The following is a 19,357-nucleotide window of genomic DNA, read 5'->3' as shown; positions in this document are numbered from 1 at the left end:
GATATGCAGACTTCTGACAAGGGTATCATCGCCTTGATCGGTCATGAGGGTATCGTGCCTGGACCATACTTCGACAGCCAAGGCATTCTGAGCGCATATGTTGGCCACACCAAGGCCGCGGGCGGCATCGATCCGGCTGATCTTCCTGCGGGTATGCCCGTTGATTTCGATGCGGCGCTGCGCGAGGCATTCCGCATCTTCCGCGAAGATCTGGCAAAGTTCGAGGCCGAGGTCGAGCGCGCTATCACCGTGCCAGTCGAGCAGCATGAATTCGACGCGGCTGTCAGTTTCCATTTCAACACCGGGGCGATCGCGCGGGCGGATTGGGTCAAGAAGCTGAACGCGGGCGACCGGGCAGGGGCGGCGGCGGCGATCATGAACTGGCTGCGGCCGGCTTCGATCACCGGTCGGCGCACGGCGGAACGGGACCTGTTTCAAAATGGCACCTATCCAACTGCGCCAATCACTGTCTGGCAGCTCGGCCGCGACCGTCATGTTGTGTGGAAGCCCAGCCGGCGCCTCTCGCCAGTAGAAGCGCTGGCGCTCTTGGGAACTCGGGTCACGTTTTCCACTACGTCCGAGGTGGATGGCAGATGGCTTCCTCCACTTATCAATCTTCTGATCGCTTTCTTGAAAGGAAAGACTAATGTCTGAGGCAATCCTATCGACCGTCGCGCCCTATATCATGCAACTGATAGCGCTAATCGTGACCGGCATCGTCGCCTGGGTTGCAGCCGAGGCCAAGAAACGCTTCGGGGTCGAGATCGAAGCCAAGCACCGCGAGGCGCTTCATTCGGCGTTGATGACCGGCGCGCAGCTCGCGCTTGCCCGGCTCGGACCGATGGCTAGCCAAGAGGCTCTATCACAAATCACATTAGATTACGCCAAACGCTCTGCACCGGATGCAATAGATAGTTTTAGCCTATCGGAAGAATTTTTGAGAGAAATGGCAGGAGCGAAACTTTTTAGTTCCGCACGCGCTCCTTTATAATCAAGTCTTTATTTGTCTTTTAGGCGTGCGGATTTTTTGCATTCAGCAGTGACAGGCTAGTTGTCTCGGAAATCTTAGACATGCCATGGAGGATATGAGGTTGAAAAAGACTAAGACTTGGTGTCGTCTGCCTTGAATTACGGTAGCAGGAATGTGCCGATGACGGAAGTGAAAGACTGGTGATGGAAAATACGTTGCTCTATCCATAAACAGGTCAGGACTACGTCGCTGAGGAAGCCTAAGTAAGGAATATTATAAGATATGAAGCAAGTTGTTCTGGATTGTACCTTCCGAGATGGTGGCTACTACAATAATTGGGACTTCCCGCCAGATGTTGTGAGCGATTACCTTCACGCAATGAAGGCCGCTCAAGTCGATGTCGTTGAACTTGGTTTTCGCTTCATTTCGACCAAGGGCTTTAAAGGCGCGACGGCATATACCTCTGACGATTTTCTTAGAAGCCTTTCTATTCCCGAGGGGCTTGTCGTTTCAGTTATGGTTAACGGATCGGATCTTCTTACCGATTTGGGTTTCGAGGCTTCTCTTGAACGTCTTTTCCCGGAGAAGGCTGAGGAGACTCCGGTCGAACTGGTGCGCTTCGCTTGCCACTATCATGAATTCGAGAGGATATTGCCTGCTGTTGGTTGGCTGACAGAGCGCGGCTATCGGGTGGGCTTCAATCTCATGCAGATTGCGGATCGGACTAAAGAAGAAGTCGTGCATCTAGCAAAAGTAGCATGCGCTTGGCCGATCGAGGTTCTTTATTTCGCGGATAGTATGGGCAGCATGTCGCCTGCAGACACTGCTCGCATCATAGGATGGCTGCGCGAAGAATGGAGTGGCGAGATTGGTATCCACACGCACGACAATATGGGGCTCGCACTGGCGAATACTTTGAGGGCGGCTGAAGAAGGCGCTATATGGCTCGACGCCACCGTCACAGGTATGGGGCGCGGACCTGGCAATGCGCGAACAGAGGAACTCGTTATTGAGGCTGAGGCGCTTCGTGGCAGACGTGCAAACCTTGTTCCGCTGATGGCGTTGATTAATCGTTACTTCGCTCCGCTCAAAGCTGCATGCGGCTGGGGAAGCAACCCTTATTATTATTTGACCGGAAAGTACGGTATTCATCCGACTTATGTGCAAGAAATGATGTCGGATGCGCGCTATAGCGAAGAGGATATCCTCGCGGTCATTGAAAAGCTGCGTGATGAAGGCGGAAAAAAATTCAGCGTGGATCGGCTTCACGATGCGAGGAATTTCTATGTCGCTGAGCCGCAGGGAAAATGGTCTCCTGCTGAGCTCATTGCTGAAAAGGATGTGCTCATCTTGGGAACGGGGGCGGGCGTTGCCAAACACCGGCAGGCTCTCGAGGCCTACATCAAGCGTGAGCGGCCGGTAGTTATAGCGTTGAATACGCAATCTGCAATTTCCGACGATCTTATCGATTTGCGTGCAGCCTGTCATCCGGTACGGCTGCTTGCGGATATCGAAACGCATACGGAATTGCCGCAACCTCTTATCACGCCGGCATCGATGCTTCGTCCGGAATTACAATCAGCTCTTTCAGGGAAAACCCTGCTTGATTTTGGTATGGCCGTGGAAAAGGGCGTCTTTGAATTCCATGAAGCGTTCTGTGTTGTGCCGAGCTCGCAAGTGCTGCCCTATGCTCTTTCCGTAGCAAGTAGTGGTCGTGCGCGGCGTGTGCTGATGGCAGGTTTCGACGGATATATGCCGGGCGATGCTCGAAATGATGAAATTGAGGCGCAGCTTCAACTGTACATCGAGCACGCCGAGGCTCCTGAAATTCTGTCGGTAACTCCCACGAGCTACAAAGCACTTAAATCCACTTCAATATACGCGATGTGATCATGAAAAACGTTTCTGTCTTCTTCCCTCTCCGTGCAGGAAGCACTCGTGCAGTGGGCAAAAATACACGGCCATTTCGTCCCGACGGGCGAAGCTTATTTCAACATAAGATGGAACAGCTGGTTCAACTAGCTGACACAGTGGCAGAAGTAATCGTGTCGACCAACGATAAGGTTATTGCTCAACAGTTCGAGGAATTTTCCGACGTAAAGAATTTACGCTTGGTAGAGAGACCGGAAGCGCTTTGCCTCTCTACCACTAAGGTTCAAGATCTCATCGATTACGTTCCGACTGTGGTCGAAGGCGAGCACATTTTCTGGCTACATGCAACTTCCCCTTTCGTCGATGAAAGAGATTATAAGGAAGCCTTGGACATCTATTCTTCTCGCGTGATCAACGCCGCTGAGAATGACTCCATTATGAGCGTAAATAAGCTGCAGCAATTTATTTGGGATGATGCGACGAAGCGTGTCATTAATTGTGACCGTGAGGTTAACCCATGGCCGAACACCCAGGATTTGGCGCCGCTTTATGAAATCAATCATGCGTTCTATATTTCCAGTCGAGACAATTATTTGAAGCTGCGCGATCGGATCGGCCAGAATCCTGTTTTGTATGAAATGACGGGTATCAAAAAAACCGATATCGATTGGGAGGACGATTTCGAGGTAGCCCAAAATCTCTTGGATACATACGAGAGGTCCAGGAAACTATGATCTACTCGACACTCGTATTCGATTGCGATGGGGTAATCCTAAATTCTAATGTCGTAAAAACGGATGCTTTTCGGTCGGCGGCACTTCCTTATGGCGAAGCTGCCGCGGAAGCGTTGGTTGAGTATCACATATCGCGAGGCGGAATCTCTCGGTATGAAAAATTCCGTTATTTTTTGGAAGTAATAGTTCCTCAGTATTCATCATGCGTCGATGGGCCGGGCCTAGATCAGCTATTAGAAGACTATGCTTCTTTTGTGCGTAGCGGATTGATGGAATGTGAGGTGGCTCCTGCGTTAGATACGCTGCGTCAGAGGCTGCCTAATACTCCTTGGATGGTTGCATCTGGGGGAGCTCAAGGCGAGTTGAGAGAGGTGTTCGCGGAGCGGCGTCTGTCAGAGTATTTCGATGCCGGAATATTCGGTAGCCCAGACGCCAAAGTCGACATTCTTCAGCGTGAAATAGCTTCTGGCAACATACGGCTGCCCGCAGTGTTGTTGGGGGATAGCAAATATGATTTTCAAGCTGCATGTGAGTGCGGTCTTGATTTTATATTCGTTAGTAACTGGAGCGAAGTCTCCGACTGGCGGGAGTGGTCCCAGAAAGAAGGGTTTAAAGTTGTTAGTAGTCTCAACAGCTTGATGCATGACCGAGATTTTGTAGAGAGTTTCTCTGCCTGAGTGAATGAGGTGTGTGATGTCCACTAATTTTTTGGATCTGGACTATACAGATATTGGTCAAGTAACAGCTGGAAATATTAACGGTAATAGAGTCCATATCGCGTGGTCACTGAAAAGCGTTGATTTAGATGAACTTCATCTTGTTATCAGCTATCAAGATGGCGAGGACCTCTACGTTAGCTTAGATGTATTCAAAACCGATGGGCGTGAAGGACAACAGACATTCGAGTTTGATGCGACAAGAGTAGTTGTTTCAATGGCCGTGGTCGTCAGTAAGGACAATGAGCGTTACCTGTTGCCAGTCGATAGCGAGCGCTATTTTTTAGATCGGCTCTTGTCTTCGAACATGGTTGAGGTGAATCGCAATCTCCGCTGGGGAAAGCGAATAACTCATCTGCCGACACGTTTCTTTGCTTCGTTGAATTCCATCAAAGCGAATCCGGAAAATTTTGAATTACAGGCTCGATGCTTGGTATCCGTTGGCTACCAAGGGATTGAAAACGAAGATCAGGAGATAATTTCTTGGGCACAAATATTCTGTGCCGAAAACCTAAATAATGCAATGTCCTGCGAAGATGCTGAAGTTCGGGCGTCCTTCCTTATCTTTTGGGCACATCTCGCTATTTACTCGGAAAGTACGGAGGTGGTTCTCCAGATTTCTGATGTTATGAATGATGCTCTTATGGGTATGGAGGAGTACCCGGTCGGAGCTGCTAATGCATTGAACTTGATTTTGTTGATTGGCGGTATTTTGCTTTTTGCAGGAAGGCATGCCGAAGCGCAGAGAGTCTTCCTTCCATTCGACAGATATATCCGTATTGCTGCAAATAAATACCCGAGGGCTCCGGTTAATTACCGAGAGCTTATCGGTGTTGCCGAACGCACGTATCTTTGCAAGCTAGGACTGGAAATGGCTAAAAAGCGTGATGGACAGCTTGATCAGCTTTTATCATCTGAAAGGGCTTGGGCCGATGGTAACCGACTTCGTTCAAAGGGTTCTAAAGAAAGCTGCAAGATGAAATTCATGTCTATCATCAGAAGCTTAGAAGCTAGCTCCTGAATATCGTATAAATGACATCACGATTATGGGCTTTTCTGGCGATGAAGTCGACGTAAGTTGTAACCGTCAGAGAGTGCTATTTATCGTGGAACTAAGGTGACAATAGATGAGCAAGCTCAGCATCAATTCTATCCAGCAGCTAGTAAAAGCCCAGTACCGACAGAGGCGCGTTGGAACCGTTGAAAGTGTTACTTTAGAAAAAGTTACAGGTTGGCTGATCGACACTGATCCGGCACGCGAACTAAAGATTTATGCTAGGGGCCAATATCATACCCCCTCATTCCGCCGTGTTGAGCGAAGTGACGTAAACGCCATTTTTCCTCAGGCCTCCGAGAAGCCTGGCTTTATTATCGATATACCGCTCGCGTTGCGTAGTACACTTGTAGAAGAAGACCTTGCCCGTCTTAAAGTTTTTTATGGATCTCGCGAGATCCCTTCGATGCCAGATGCTGTGAATAAATTTGACTCGAAGCAAGAGGCGGAAACAGGGGCGACGACAGAGGTTGTACAACGAGGGCTATTTGTTCACTCGCCGTATCTGGGCAAATTAGACCATGCCTTGGTTGAATTGATTATTGATGGTGTAAAGTACCCATCTGTAGCGATCGACGACGGTGGTGAAAGTGTATTTGAGATCCCAGCGCAAATATGGCTAGGGGCGAAAGATGCTGGCCTTAAGGTTTTGCAAATATCAGTCGACCATACAGTAGTTGCTCAGGTGCCGGTAAGTCAGAGCAACGTACTGGATTACCTCTCTATGCTCTGCAAAGATGACAGCCCTGAACAGTCACATGTGCTGCTAGGGTTGGCTCATCTCCGCTATATCGCGATGCATCGTCCTATCCCCAAAATGGTCGTCGACTGGGCGGTTCAAGAGGCTACTCGCTTTAAATGTCTCGAACAGGTAACAGAGCACTTCGGGTCAGCTCTGGCTCAGGAAGCCCTAACTATTCAAGTAGACCCAAACGCCGATTTGCACGCCAAAGCTTTGACAAAGATATGGAATCTTTTTGAAAAGGAAGACCGACCGAGCGCGGTTGTTCTCGATCAAGTTGTCATGTCTTTAGGTCTTAATACTCGGCAGCAAACTGCGGTGCTCGAGAGTTTAACGACGTATTTTTGCCAGGCGGATTGTTTTGACGAGATCCTATATAGATTAAGCGAAGACAGAATAGCTGCACTCGCTCGATCGGAGAGTGCTTGGGAAGTATCGCTCGCATTGCCCTATCTTGTAGCACGAGGCCGCTACAAAGACGCCGTAGCTGCGTTGTCGCGACTTCATGAATGCACTGGGTGGATTAATACTGAGTGCTTGCTGGAGGCTTCACGCCGCGCATTTGCGTTGAACCCCAATGTGAAATCTCGCATCGAATTTCTTTATGCTTTGATGTCATATTTGAAAAATTTTGAGGGGAATTACTGGACGCGCCTATATGACCGCAGTATGGCCGGCTCGCTCTCTCTATGGTTCCAGGATCTACAAGCTCTGCCGACCTGGCTGCAAAAAGACGTCGTGGAATCTGCTGTGCGTTGCTTTGCTCTGTCATATGATTTTTGGGATCAGCTTCCAGATTGCCATGTTGACACTCAAGCAAATGAAGGGCTTGATCGAGCATATTTAGCCTATCAACAAATAGACACTCTCCGCAGTGGGGAGATGAGTAATGACAAGCTAATCTCGGCGCTGAGGGCTGCACGTTATCTGGTTAGCGTAGGCAATGAAGATGCGAAAGCAGTAGTGAGAGAAGTTGCGCTTGAAATGAGCGTGGTTTGTAAAGGCTTGTCTCACCTTATCGATGCTGCAGCTGACGCGCTGGACGCATTGGGAGAAAGTGAGCAGCTGAGAAAGCTGGCTCATCCCGAGCTCGACAGTCAGCTAGACCTGAAACGGGCAGCAGCGGCATCGGATAAAATTGCAGGGTTGATTGCTAAAAGTAACGACGCGAACCGATCCTCTTACGGAGTTTTATTGCGCTGGGTCGAAAGGGAAATCACATCCTTGGCTCAGGGGCAGGCGTTCGACGAGACAGCTTGCAAATCATTCATCCGAGTCATTAAGGCGTTGGATTGTGACACTGGTGGCTGGATGTCCGCGGATCTTCTCTATGCTGCGGCAAATGCCGTGGGTGATGAGCATGGCTGTTTCGACAGTTTGATTGAAGCCGGAAAAACCTCGTACGAAAATGCGATGCGTGTTTGTGCGAAGCCAGCAGACCATCCTTCTCTACATAGCGCAGGAAGCAGCCAAGTTTCCGCTGGCCATAACATGCAGCTTAGAAAAGGTAGTCAGCTGCACGGAGACGTGCTTGTTGTCTTATATTCATGTCAGAAATATTTGGGAGATCGTATTCCGCTTTTGCGTGAAACGTGGCTCGCTCGGCTTAAAGAGCGTGGTATTCCATATATAATTTTGGTTGGAAATGGCGATGATAGCATTGATGGCGACGTTCTCAGATTGAACGTCGAGGATACTTACGAGGCTCTGCCTAGTAAAACTTTGCGTATGATCGAATGGGTCTATGAGAATACAGATTTCCAATATCTTGTTAAGATCGATGACGACTGCGCACTGAACGTAGACCAATTCTTTAGTAATCTAGCCTACCGAAAATATAACTATCGCGGGAGAATTTTGCGTCGCAACGTTGGAGACAGTTCCAGAACTTGGCATCAAGCTAAATCTCAGTCTGATTTTGCGAAAAATAGTTTTGATCGCTCGCCAGAACCCAGTAGCTATTGCGATGGTGGTTCAGGGTACAGTCTGTCCCGCCACGCTATGAGAGAGTGTCTGCGGGCATCCAGAAGTGCTTACGGGCAGTGGCTAAAAACAGTGTCTTTCATGGAAGACAAATTGGTTGGGGATCTGCTGAAGACAGCAAATATCGCGCCGCATGAGGAAAGCTATTATGTACATGTCCTCCGTCGTACGCATGACGGAGCGAAGCCGGTGTCGATGTACTCGAATTTCTTTTTTGGTTCCAAATCGTCACCGGTGAGCCTGGTACATCTTGATGAAGCTAAACCACTTCAAGAGCACTTGGGCTATTGCGACAGCACCGATCTCCTTCCGAAGCGGATATGGCCGTCTCACAGAACCCTTAAGATCTCACATAACTCGCACTCTCTCGAGTATCTTTCATCAGAAGATAAGTTGTCGATCGTACGCGATAGCTCTCACGTCGTCATCTCCGTGCTTAGAAACGAGATGACGATGCTGCCACATTTCTTAGATCATTATCGGAAGTTAGGAGTTGGCGCTTTCTTAATTGCAGACAATCTTTCGGATGATGGGTCTCGAGAGTATTTGCTCGAACAGAACGATGTGGCCCTATATTCGGTTGATTCAGAATATAAAGAAGCTCATTTCGGAGTGGATTGGCAGCAAACGCTTCTTTCTCATCATTGTTTGGGCAAGTGGGTGTTACTCGTCGATGCCGATGAGTTTTTGACCTTTGAAGGAATCCAAAGTGATGGGATCTCAAGTGTAACCTCTAGGCTGGAGAGCCAAGGTTTTAACGCAGCCTATAGCCACCTTGTCGATATGTATCCCTCTGGCTTGTTGTCAGAGTGCGATTTTACTAAAGGCGCACCATTCGACCTGGCGCCATATCATGACAATCCTCCAGTAAAACCGGCGCCCGGATCCGGATATTTCTCGAACAGTGGGCTATCTGTCTCGAGCGCCCTACGGCATAGATTGGCTCCGGGCTCCGAACCAAATCTCTTCACTGGGAATAAGGTCCCGTTGCTACGCTATTCTCCGACTGTGAAGCTATCGGAGGGGATCCATTATGTGGGTAATATTAAGCTATCTCCTGATCCCATGTTCCTTGCGCATTTTAAGTATCACTCTGGCTTTGCTGCTAAGGTGGAAAAAGAAATTCAGCGGAAACAGCATTATGGCGGAGCAATTGAGTATCAGAAGTACGCGCTGATGCTGAGAGAGGCGCGTGATAGGCTTTATAATGATCGGTTCAGTAAAAAAATTGAACCAACTTTAAGACCATAAAAAATAAAGCCGCTGATCTTTCGAGATCAGCGGCTTTTTACTGAATTACGAAGCTACTTTGCGATTAACGCTCCGCTTCCCACTCCTTGACTTTTTCATTTATTAGTTTCCCATGCGGCCGGCCGGACTGCGCGAGTTTCATCAAGAATAGAGCATCAGCCTTGTTTAATCGCTGATTATTATAGGCTCGTAGTGCAATGTTCCTGAGCCTATCTACGGCTTCACCCTTAGGTAAAACGGTATCACCATGGATGGCATAACCAATTAATTCATCGATTATGGCCAATTTGTCAGAAGCAGGGGCATCAGACTGTGTACTTGCAGCCTGGTCTTTGGTGATGAATAGGTTTTCGCAATTAAAGTATTTTTTGAAAAAAAGCTCATTGCTATCTTTAAATATCTCCTCGACCGCAAATCTGCGATTAGAGGTAATCTTCCCGTCTTTAAGGGTTTCTAGTGCCAATATTTCTTTTTTTAGAGTTTTGTTTTTACCGTTGACGCCGCTGCCATCTTCTTTCCAGTAAGGCAGCGTGGCATTGATTTTCCGATAAGCTATGGCTTGGTAGAGCGACAAAGATTCATTGGCAGAGTCGATCGCGAAGTCAAAGTTACTATCGGGTAGAGCTGGATTAAGCGCCTTGAGGAAATCTCGCCGAATATCGCCGCCATTAAACATTTTACGGTCGTAAATTCTAAAGTCACAGCATTGAAGCCCAAACGCCTCGCTCCAATTGTCAGCGATCTTCAAGTAATTTACATAGTAATCGTCGCTTTTAGCACGCAGAGTGATGAAATCCTCTAGGGTACTAGATACCTCGGACTTAAGCCCTGTGCTGTAGAGCGACACAATCGTATCAAATTGAGGCCTGAAGTAAGATATAATTTTTACTTCTGTAAAGTTTGCCATCAAGAAATCGCGAAGTCTGAGAATATCAGAATGCTCGATTACACGTGAATGGAAATGCTCACTCGTTATCAAAAAGGTATCGTGATCAGAGCTCGCGGCATTTACGTCAGCTTCGAACTTAGGAACAAAGTCTGCAAAAAAGGCTTCTTTGTCTTGCGGAGTATATATTTTATTCTGACGATAAAAGTCATCATACACGCTGCTGAAATAAGCCGCAGCAACTCTGTTGTTTGTTTTCCCGAGTATATCAGAAAGATAAATGCCTTCCTTACTCAGCTGATCACGGTTCGCATACAGCCAGTTTTGTAACAAAGTTGTACCCGTTTTTTCGGTGCCGATATGGAGGACGCATTTCATATATATAGAGTTCCCTATTATCGCTGAGCGTTGTTTGCCGGCCTTCGGGGCGAAACGCAAATTCTCATATTTATTTAGCGATTTCATCGATAATGACAACCTCACCTAAGCTGCAGACCAACCAAGTAGGCGAAGCGTGAACGGCCCATTCCAAATTAGAGTAAATCCTGATATTCTTAATTACGCGTGTGATACTTTTTAAGGCTAGACTCTTTGTCTACTCGGAGTGCGGCTGCGTATTTTGAAAGTATTCCCAGTCTTTGAATTCGTTGAATTATTTCAAAATTGTGGATTTGGGTTTTGACGTACCTGAACCGCCCCATTTGAGAGGTCCAGTTTAAGAGTTAGTGCATCGTGGGCCTTCGGTCTACTGGCACGATGCTTTTGGGTGCTGGTGGACGATATCCCAAAGAGCTATGCGGGTGCACCGTGTTGAAATGCTTACGCCAGCTTTCGATCAGGATCTGGGCCTCTCTTGAGCCGAATAAAACACCTCTCCATCGAGCAATTCGTCGCGAAGTCTGGCGTTAAAGCTTTCCACGTAGCCTTCGTCGGGCAAACAATCCTCCGGACTGTTTGCTGATCCTCCTCGGTCCCAAAGCGAAGGTAATCCCCCCGTTTTTGCGGGGGCTTGGTCGTAGAATTTCCGCGGCCATTCTCAGTTTCTATGCGGGGGTCATCCCGCCGTTGCCCATGTTCGGACGTTCGTGGTTGTAGGACCAGAGCCATTCGGTGGCAATGTTCTGGACCTCGTAGATGGTTTCGAAGATATGGAGGTCCAGCCATTCATGCCGGACCGTCCGGTTGTAGCGCTCGACATAAGCGTTCTGCTGCGGCTTTCCGGGCTGGATGTGCGCCAAGGCTGATCTGCCCCACTTTAGTGGTCCGGTTTAAAAGTTAGTGCATCGTGGGCCTTTGGTCTACTGGCACGATGCTTTCTGGTGCTGGTGGGCGATAGCCCAGCGAACTGTGCGGGCGCACCGAGTTGTAATGCTTGCGCCAGCGTTCGATGAGGATCTGAGCCTCTCTCAGCGTATAGAACACCTCTCCATCCAGTAACTCGTTGCGAAGTCTGGCGTTGAAGCTCTCCACATACCCATTCTCCCAGGGTGACCCCGGCTCGATATAGGCTGTTTTGGCCCCCACCGTCTCGATCCAGTTGCGCAGCTTGGTCGCGATGAATTCGGGGCCATTATCTGACCTGATAAACTCCGGCGGACCGCGAAGGATGAACAGGTCTGTCAGCGCGTCGATGACGTCGACTGAGTTGAGCTTGCGTTTAACACGGATCACCAGCACCTCTCGGGTGAATTCGTCAACGATATTGAGCATGCGGTAAGCCCGCCCGTCCGCTGTCCGGTCCTGGACGAAATCGTATGACCAGACGTGGTTTGGCCGCTCGGCCCGCAGCCGCACGCAGGAGCCATCCGCCAGCCAGAGCCGCCCGCTTTTCTTCTGCTTTTGCGGGACTTTAAGCCCCTCGCGTCGCCAAATGCGCTCGACCCGCTTGTGGTTGACGCACCGTCCCGCCTGAACCAGAAGGCCCGTGATCTGGCGATAGCCATAGCGTCCGTATTGCCGTGCCAGTTCGGTGATATCGGCCGTCAAAAGAGCTTCATCCTGACGACCAACTGGGATCTTGCGCTGGGTCGACCGGTGCTGTCCAAGCGCCCGACAGGCGCGGCGTTCGGAGATGCCGAGTTCCTGCCGGATGTGGTCGATGCACTGGCGGCGACGCGAAGGGCTTAGAAGCTTCCCCGCGCCGCTTCCGTCAGGATCAGCTTGTCGAGCGTCAGATCCGACACGGCCCGTCTGAGCCGCGTATTCTCTTTCTCGAGCTCCTTCAGCCGCTTGAGCTGATCGCGGTTCATCCCGCCAAACTCACGACGCCAACGGTAATAGGTCTGTTGGGTTACGCCAATCTGGCGCACCGCATCTGCCAGTTTCGCGCCTTGACCCTGCAAGACCTCAACCTGACGCAGCTTCATGACAATGTCTTCCGCCTTTTCGCGTTTGCCTGCCATCTAAGTAGTCCTCCATCATGCGGGATAAACTATCCCAAAAAGTGGACCACTTCAGCGGGGCAAGACCAGCATCCGGAGCACCGCAAGTATCCGTAATTACTACGAGATCTATCCATTACGCGGCCGGATCACGTCTGGTGTGCAGACATGACTTACATCCCGATGCAACGCGGGTTCCTCTATTTGGTGGCCATCATGGATTGGGCGTCGCGGCGGGTTCTATCCTGGTGTGTGTCAAATACCATAGACGTGGAATTCTGCATCGAGGCTTTGGAAGAGGCCATGCAACTGCATGGAAAACCTGAGATATTCAACGCCGACCAAGGCAGTCAGTTCACAAGCCCGCGCTTCACGAAGATCCTCTCGGACGCCACCGTGAAGATATCGATGGACGTACGAGGCCGGTGGATGGATAAAGTGATGATCGAACGGCTCTGGCGGTCGCTGAAATACGAATGCGTTTATCTGAACGCGTTTGAGACAGGCACGGCAGCCCGGCTCGGCATCGGAAAGTGGATGACCTTCTACAACACCAAGCGCCCCCATTCGGCTGAGGTGGCAAAACAACCTTCGCGGCCCATCAAGGCCTCGATCTGAAAGCGGCAGCACGATCAGCAGGCAAGCTTCGCGCCGCCCAAAAACTGTCCGGGAAATGGGGAGCACCTCACGCTTCAGGGGGCAAGATCACACGATGATGCCACGAGCCCGCCATCGTGATGAAAGGTCCGAGAATTCCTGCCCAAACCGTCCAGTTTTCAGCTGGCTGAGCGGGAAAATGGTGAGCGCGTTATTGCGCCCGCGCGGATTTATCATATATTATAAATTGAATTTGTATTATGGAAGATGTCAACGTCAGAAGAGGGCTGCGGAAATGTCGATTGACTGGTTCTGGGGACTTTTGGGTGGCCTCATGATCGGGGGGGCTGCGGTTCTCATGCTTCTCCTCAATGCCCGTATCATGGGGGCGAGCGGTATTCTGGCCGGACTTATGCAACCGGCTGGGGCGGTATTCCGTGAGCGCGTGGTATTTACGCTTGGGCTTGTTGGCGCACCTGCGCTGGTGGCCCTCCTGTGGCACGCACCCGAGGCCCATGTCACCCCGAACTGGCTCTTATTGATTGTTGCGGGGCTTCTGGTCGGGTTTGGCGCGCGCCTCGGTAATGGCTGCACCTCCGGTCACGGGGTATGCGGGATGTCACGTTTTTCGCGGCGCTCGATTATCGCGACGATGGTTTATGTCGGCTTCGGCATGGTTGCCGTAGCAATTGCGCGCCATGTACTGGGGGTGATCTGATGCGTATTCTAATCTCGCTTCTGTCTGGCGTGGTTTTCGGCCTTGGGCTGATGCTCTCGGGAATGACCGATACCCAGAAGGTCCAGGGATTTCTTGATATTTTCGGCGAGTGGGACCCGACGCTGATCTTCGTGCTCGGCGGAGCAGTGCTACCGATGGTGGTGGCGTGGCGTATTGCGGCCAAGCGCGAGCGCTCGCCGCTCGGAGAGCCCTATCCCGCGGCTCCCTCGCACCGGATCGATCGTAAGTTGATCCTGGGGGTGCTGATGTTCGGGGTGGGCTGGGGGTTGGGCGGGTTCTGCCCGGGTCCCGCGATTGCGTCACTCAGCTATGCCGGGCCGGGCGGGCTGGTCTTTGTGATTGCGATGTTCACCGGTATGGCGCTCGAGCGGCGTATCGCCTGATTTCCACTCTGATCCCTATTTGGGCGCGCCAAGCCGGCGCGCTCTTTTTTTTGGCAGAAGTGCGGCGGTTGGGGAAATACGTCTTTCAGTTGCAAGCTCCCATCTTTCCATCCCCATGGCAAACGCGCCCAATCAGGGGGCAATAGCCACCGAGGAGGAGCGCGACATGGCTGATCCCATCTCTCTGATCTACAGGCTGGAGGATCGCCCGCCGCCGGCAAAGGCCGCACTTGCGGGCTTCCAGCATATCCTCGCCGCCATCGTCGGGATCGTGACGCCCACTCTAGTGATCGGCGGGGTGCTAGGCTTAGGTGAGCAGGTGCCTTACCTGATTTCGATGGCGATCTTCGTCTCCGGTGTGGCAACCTTTATCCAGTGTCGCAGGATCGGGCCGGTGGGTTCGGGGCTCCTCAGCCTGCAGGGCACTTCCTTTGCCTTCCTCGGCGCGATTCTAGCCGCCGGTATGGCTGTGAAAGGGCGGGGTGGCTCGCCCGAAGATATCCTTGCGATGATCTTCGGCCTGTCGCTTGTGGGCTGCCTCGTGGAAATCGTGCTCTCGCAATTCATGGACAAGCTCAAGCGCATCATCAACCCGACCGTGACGGGTATCGTCATCACCATTATCGGGCTAAGCCTCGTGAAGGTGGGCTTTACCGACTTTGCCGGTGGCGCGATGGCGGGCGAGAATCTTGGCCAGCCGGTCAACCTGTTGCTGGGCGCGATCGTGACCGTGGTGATCCTGATCTGCACCTTCATGGGCAAGCCCATGCTGCGGATCGGGGCGATCATGGTGGGGCTGATCGTGGGCACTCTGGTGGCCATGGCGCTTGGCATGGTAAATTTCGCGCCGCTTGCCAATGCGCAGATCTTCGCGCTGCCGATCCCGTTCCGTTATGGTCTGAATTTCGACTTCGGGCTCTTCATTCCGATGGCCTTCCTCTATCTGGTGACCGCCATCGAGACCTCGGGGGACCTTACCGCCAGCTCCGTTGTGTCAGGCCAGCCGGTCTCGGGGCCGCTCTATCTCAAACGTATCAAAGGTGGTGTGCTGGGCGATGGGGTGAATTCGGGGATCGCGGCGATCTTCAACACTTTCCCCAACACGACCTTCAGCCAGAATAACGGCGTGATCCAGATGACCGGTGTGGCCTCGCGTCATGTCGGCCTTTATGTCGCGGGTATTCTGGTGATCATGGGCTTCTTCCCGATCCTCGGTGCGATCTTCATGCTGATTCCGAAGCCGGTTCTGGGCGGCGCGACGCTTGTGCTGTTCGGCACGATCGCGGTGGCCGGTATCCGCATCCTCTCGACCCAACCGATGGACCAGCGCCGCGTCTATATCATGGCGGTCAGCTTCGGTCTCGGCCTCGGTGTGACGCTGGTGCCCGAGGCGACCCAGCATCTGCCGACTCTTCTCAAGCAGGTCGTCGCGACGCCGATCACCCTGTCGGGCCTGAGCGCGATCATCCTGTCGCTGGTCCTGCCAGAGCCCAAGACCGCGCCCGAGGCTTCGGATCAGGAGGCGCATGCGCCTGCCGAATAAGGCGTTTCCCGAAAGAAGCTGAGACAGGCCTTCCTTCAGGGGGAGGCCCTTTGACTTGCAGCCTCGCCCGCGGCATCTAGCTATGACCGGATATGGGGGCGCGTGGTGGAAAAGCTGGAGACATTGAACTGGGTGCAGGCTGTGCCTGCCTTTATCGCGCTTTCTGTCGCGACATGGCTCTCGCAGGCAGGAGATCTGTCGCGTCCCGAACAGATCGCTGTGCTGGGGGTAACCTTCTCGGCCTCGACCGGGTTGGGGCGGCAGGTCGCCGGACGGCGTTGGTTGCTGGCGGTGCTGGATGTTCTGGGGAAGGGCTTCGCCATCGCTGCGGGTGTCCTGCTTGGAACGCTGACGCTCGGCGGCGTCAGCCTTGTCTGGCCCGCGATGATCTTTGGGGCCTGTCTGGTCGGGGCGTTGTCGCGGCTCGATAAGGCACTGTGGTGGCTCTCGATCCAGAGCTGGCTGTTTTTTGGCCTTTCTGCGCTATTTTTTGATCAGGCGGAGGCTCCGTGGCAATTGGTTATGCTGGTTGTGGCGACCCATATCCTTGTGCTGGGTTTCGAGCATTGCGTGATCCGGGGGCTGCGGTCCTGGTCGGGCTTCCGCCGCTGGGATAATGTGATGGGAGTTGATCACGAAGGGGCGCCGATCCTGACAATGGGGTGGCAGGCGGCACAATCGGGGGTGGCCGTGGCGCTGGCCTTGGGGCTGGCGTTGATGATGGGGCTGTCGCGGCCCTATTGGGCTCCGATGAGCACGCTTTTTGTCCTGCGCCCCGACCTGAAGGCCACCCGCGCGAGCCTTGTGACGCGATGTGTGACCACGGTGCTGGGCTGTTTGGCGGCGACGATAGTGGTGATGGTCCTGCCGGGCCATTGGGTGCTGCCGGTCCTGTTCGTGCTGACGGGCACCGCGGCGATCCTGTTTCTACCCTTGGGCTTTCCGGTCTTTGTCGCACTTCTATCGGCCACTATCGTCCTGATGGTCACGATGGGCAATGCGGCCTTGGTCGAGAATGCCGAGGTGCGGGTGATTGGCACTCTGATCGGCGGGGTGATGGCGCTGCTGACCCAGGTCGTGGCGCATGTCCTCTTCCGGCGCGCCGTTTAGCAAATGGAAAAACCCGTCCCTTGCGGGACGGGTTTTGCGCGATATGTCGGACAGGCCTTGCGGCCGGTCCTCCTGTTGGTGCCCCTTGGTTACTGGTCCTCGGGGAGGATACGCACGCCGCCTTTGGCTGCCGAAGAGGCCAGCATCGCGTAGGCTTTGAGCGCGGTCGACACGGCGCGTTTGCGCGGGGCGGCCGGTTTCCACGGCAGCGGACCCATTGCCTCGCGGCGCGCGGCCAGCTCGTTATCGGCCACAGCAAGGTTGATCGTGCGGTTCGGGATGTCGATCTCGATCAGATCGCCATCTTGCACAAGGGCGATCGTACCGCCTTCTTCTGCCTCCGGCGAGACGTGGCCGATGGAGAGGCCCGAGGTGCCGCCCGAGAAGCGCCCATCGGTCAGCAGCGCGCATTTCGCGCCAAGACCTTTGGATTTGAGATAGGAGGTCGGGTAGAGCATTTCCTGCATGCCCGGACCGCCGCGCGGGCCCTCGAAGCGGATCACCACCACCTCGCCTTCTTTCACCTTGCCGGTGAGGATGGCCGAGACGGAATCGTCTTGGCTCTCGAAGACGCGGGCAGGGCCCGAGAATTTGAGGATCGAGTCGTCCACGCCTGCGGTTTTCACGATACAGCCGTTTAGGGCGATATTCCCGAACAGCACCGCAAGGCCGCCATCCTTGGAAAACGCATGTTCGCCCGAGCGGATCACGCCATTCACGCGGTCACGATCGAGTTCCTTATAGCGGTTCTCGGTGGAGAAGGCTTCGGTGGTGCGCACGCCGCCCGGGGCCGCGCGATAGAAGCTGTCGACCTTGTCCGAATTCGAGGTGACGATATCCCATTTGGCCAGTGCCTCGGACATCGTCTCCGAGTGCACGGTGCGGCAATCGGCATGGATCAGCCCTGCGCGGTTCATCTCGCCAAGGATGCCCATGATGCCACCGGCGCGGTGGACATCTTCCATATGGACATCGGCCTTGGCGGGCGCGACCTTGCACAGGACCGGCACCTTGCGCGAGAGACGGTCGATATCGTCCATCGTGAAATCGACCTTGCCCTCATATGCGATGGCGAGGAGGTGCAGCACGGTATTGGTCGAACCGCCCATCGCGATATCGAGCGACATGGCGTTCTCGAAAGCGTTGAAATTGGCGATGTCGCGGGGCAGGAGGCCCGGCTTCTCGTCCTCGTAATGCGCCTTGGTGATCTCGACGATCTTGCGGCCCGCTTCGAGGAACAGCTCCTTGCGGTCGGCATGGGTGGCCAGAACCGAGCCGTTGCCCGGAAGCGCGAGACCGAGCGCCTCGGCGAGGCAGTTCATCGAGTTGGCGGTGAACATGCCCGAGCAGGAGCCACAGGTGGGGCAGGCATTGGCCTCGAACTCGGCCACTTCCTCATCGGTATATTTGTCATCGGCGGCCACGACCATCGCATCGACGAGGTCTACGGCCTTCTCGAGATCGTTGATGGTGACCTTGCCCGCTTCCATCGGGCCACCCGAAACGAAGATGACCGGAATATTGAGGCGCATCGCGGCCATCAGCATACCGGGGGTGATCTTGTCGCAGTTGGAGATGCAGACCATCGCATCGGCGCAATGCGCATTGACCATATATTCGACCGAATCCGCGATGATCTCGCGCGAGGGGAGCGAATAGAGCATGCCGTCATGGCCCATGGCGATCCCGTCATCGACCGCGATGGTATTGAATTCCTTGGCAACGCCGCCCGCGTTCTCGATCTCGCGGGCAACCATCTGGCCCAGATCCTTCAGGTGGACGTGGCCGGGGACGAATTGCGTGAAGGAGTTGACGACCGCAATGATCGGCTTGCCGAAATCGCCGTCCTTCATGCCGGTTGCGCGCCACAATCCGCGCGCCCCCGCCATATTGCGGCCATGGGTCGATCTGCGGGAACGATAATAGGGCATTGGCTGCTCCCTTTCTTTGGGCAATGGCTTGCGGGGATCACGGACACGAGCCCCGCTTTCGGGGCGCAGCTTTAGCGCAAGCGCGATCGGAAGAACAGGCAAAACCGCTATGCGCTTTCGCAATGTCTCGTTATGTGGGGGAAACGGGACATAAAATTTCGTGAGAAAGGGTGCCATCCCCGCGAGCAGCAAAGGATGGCACCCCCAATGCCCTCCGTGGCAGCGGTAGGGCGGATGTCCGTTACGCGTCTGAAGGTACCCGGCATCACGCGGTTTGGGCCGGTGGTGGATTCGCTTCAGGCTGTCGGAACCTTGTCCATCAAGCACCAAGTACAGGCCGGAGCAAGGGCTTTGCAGGGCTGGCGTGACTTATGAGTCACTGACGCGGCGTTCAGCGTGATCTTGCTGCAACGCAGGCCTCGGGCGCGGTGGCGGCGCAGAGGGAATATCTTGCACGTCTGCCCG

The 19,357-nt window shown here is 53.4% G+C and carries 14 protein-coding genes and 3 pseudogenes; 12 read left to right on the top strand and 5 right to left on the bottom strand.

Annotation, left to right across the window (positions count from 1 at the left end; all coding sequences use genetic code 11):
- Window positions 1-3 precede the first annotated feature (3 nt).
- The 7 genes from WDB91_RS00635 (at window position 4) to WDB91_RS00605 (ending at window position 9,322) form a co-directional block, all read left to right on the top strand.
- Window positions 4-654 carry a lysozyme gene (locus WDB91_RS00635; RefSeq protein ID WP_339113251.1) on the top strand — a complete coding sequence of 217 codons (651 nt, stop codon included), beginning with the start codon at window positions 4-6 and terminating at the stop codon, window positions 652-654.
- Window positions 647-991, top strand: coding sequence for a hypothetical protein (locus WDB91_RS00630; RefSeq protein WP_339113250.1), 345 nt, complete (start codon window positions 647-649; stop codon window positions 989-991). The genes WDB91_RS00635 and WDB91_RS00630 overlap by 8 nt, the downstream gene beginning before the upstream one ends.
- 261 nt (window positions 992-1,252) lie before the next feature.
- A complete protein-coding gene (locus WDB91_RS00625; RefSeq protein ID WP_339113249.1) occupies window positions 1,253-2,860 on the top strand; it encodes a hypothetical protein in 1,608 nt (535 codons plus the stop codon).
- 2 nt (window positions 2,861-2,862) lie between these two features.
- Window positions 2,863-3,576: a hypothetical protein gene (locus WDB91_RS00620; protein ID WP_339113248.1), complete on the top strand. Its 714-nt coding sequence runs from the start codon at window positions 2,863-2,865 to the stop codon at window positions 3,574-3,576.
- Complete coding sequence (locus WDB91_RS00615; protein WP_339113247.1) at window positions 3,573-4,253, top strand: hypothetical protein; 681 nt, start codon at window positions 3,573-3,575, stop codon at window positions 4,251-4,253. The genes WDB91_RS00620 and WDB91_RS00615 overlap by 4 nt, the downstream gene beginning before the upstream one ends.
- A 16-nt stretch (window positions 4,254-4,269) precedes the next feature.
- The gene (locus tag WDB91_RS00610; protein WP_339113246.1) at window positions 4,270-5,313 is read left to right on the top strand and encodes a hypothetical protein; all 1,044 of its coding nucleotides are present in this window, start codon (window positions 4,270-4,272) and stop codon (window positions 5,311-5,313) included.
- A 106-nt stretch (window positions 5,314-5,419) separates the two neighbouring features.
- Window positions 5,420-9,322, top strand: a complete 3,903-nt coding sequence (locus WDB91_RS00605) for a glycosyltransferase family 2 protein (protein WP_339113245.1) — start codon at window positions 5,420-5,422, stop codon at window positions 9,320-9,322.
- A 64-nt stretch (window positions 9,323-9,386) separates the two neighbouring features.
- Here WDB91_RS00605 and WDB91_RS00600 read toward each other — a convergent pair whose 3' ends face one another.
- The 4 genes and pseudogenes from WDB91_RS00600 to WDB91_RS00585 all read right to left on the bottom strand — a co-directional run bounded on the left by WDB91_RS00600 (window position 9,387) and on the right by WDB91_RS00585 (window position 12,610).
- Complete coding sequence (locus tag WDB91_RS00600) at window positions 9,387-10,586, bottom strand: hypothetical protein (protein ID WP_339113244.1); 1,200 nt, start codon at window positions 10,584-10,586, stop codon at window positions 9,387-9,389.
- A 344-nt stretch (window positions 10,587-10,930) separates the two neighbouring features.
- A pseudogene (locus WDB91_RS00595) lies at window positions 10,931-11,139 on the bottom strand (transposase); the annotation flags it as partial.
- 112 nt (window positions 11,140-11,251) lie between these two features.
- Window positions 11,252-11,446, bottom strand: a pseudogene (locus WDB91_RS00590) (transposase); the annotation flags it as partial.
- 37 nt (window positions 11,447-11,483) lie between these two features.
- Window positions 11,484-12,610, bottom strand: a protein-coding gene (locus WDB91_RS00585; RefSeq protein WP_339113243.1) for an IS3 family transposase whose coding sequence is annotated in 2 segments (ribosomal slippage) — window positions 11,484-12,346 and window positions 12,346-12,610 — 1,128 coding nt in all. Because the reading frame shifts where the segments join, the coding sequence is not laid out codon by codon here.
- A 69-nt stretch (window positions 12,611-12,679) separates the two neighbouring features.
- Here WDB91_RS00585 and WDB91_RS00580 point away from each other — a divergent pair.
- From WDB91_RS00580 to WDB91_RS00560, 5 genes and pseudogenes are all read left to right on the top strand, one after another.
- Window positions 12,680-13,207 (top strand): annotated as a pseudogene (locus tag WDB91_RS00580) (IS3 family transposase); the annotation flags it as partial.
- Between the two features lie 274 nt (window positions 13,208-13,481).
- Window positions 13,482-13,904: a YeeE/YedE thiosulfate transporter family protein gene (locus WDB91_RS00575; protein WP_339113242.1), complete on the top strand. Its 423-nt coding sequence runs from the start codon at window positions 13,482-13,484 to the stop codon at window positions 13,902-13,904.
- Entirely contained in the window at window positions 13,904-14,308 is a 405-nt protein-coding gene (locus tag WDB91_RS00570; RefSeq protein WP_339113241.1) for a DUF6691 family protein, read from the top strand. Before WDB91_RS00575 ends, WDB91_RS00570 begins: the two co-directional genes overlap by 1 nt.
- 166 nt (window positions 14,309-14,474) lie before the next feature.
- Window positions 14,475-15,851 carry a nucleobase:cation symporter-2 family protein gene (locus WDB91_RS00565; protein WP_339113240.1) on the top strand — a complete coding sequence of 459 codons (1,377 nt, stop codon included), beginning with the start codon at window positions 14,475-14,477 and terminating at the stop codon, window positions 15,849-15,851.
- 105 nt (window positions 15,852-15,956) lie between these two features.
- Window positions 15,957-16,961 (top strand): FUSC family protein, encoded by a 1,005-nt coding sequence (locus WDB91_RS00560; RefSeq protein WP_339113239.1) that lies wholly within the window; start codon window positions 15,957-15,959, stop codon window positions 16,959-16,961.
- A gap of 89 nt (window positions 16,962-17,050) precedes the next feature.
- On the opposite strand, the gene ilvD is transcribed toward WDB91_RS00560, so the two are convergent.
- The gene (gene ilvD / locus WDB91_RS00555) at window positions 17,051-18,892 is read right to left on the bottom strand and encodes a dihydroxy-acid dehydratase (protein WP_339113238.1); all 1,842 of its coding nucleotides are present in this window, start codon (window positions 18,890-18,892) and stop codon (window positions 17,051-17,053) included.
- Window positions 18,893-19,357 lie beyond the last annotated feature (465 nt).

The sequence above is a fragment of the Thioclava sp. GXIMD2076 genome, from assembly GCF_037949795.1.
GTDB classification, from domain to species: domain Bacteria; phylum Pseudomonadota; class Alphaproteobacteria; order Rhodobacterales; family Rhodobacteraceae; genus Thioclava; species Thioclava kandeliae.
The sequence above is the reverse complement of the archived record's forward strand: the minus strand, read 5'-3'. Positions and strand labels throughout refer to the sequence as shown.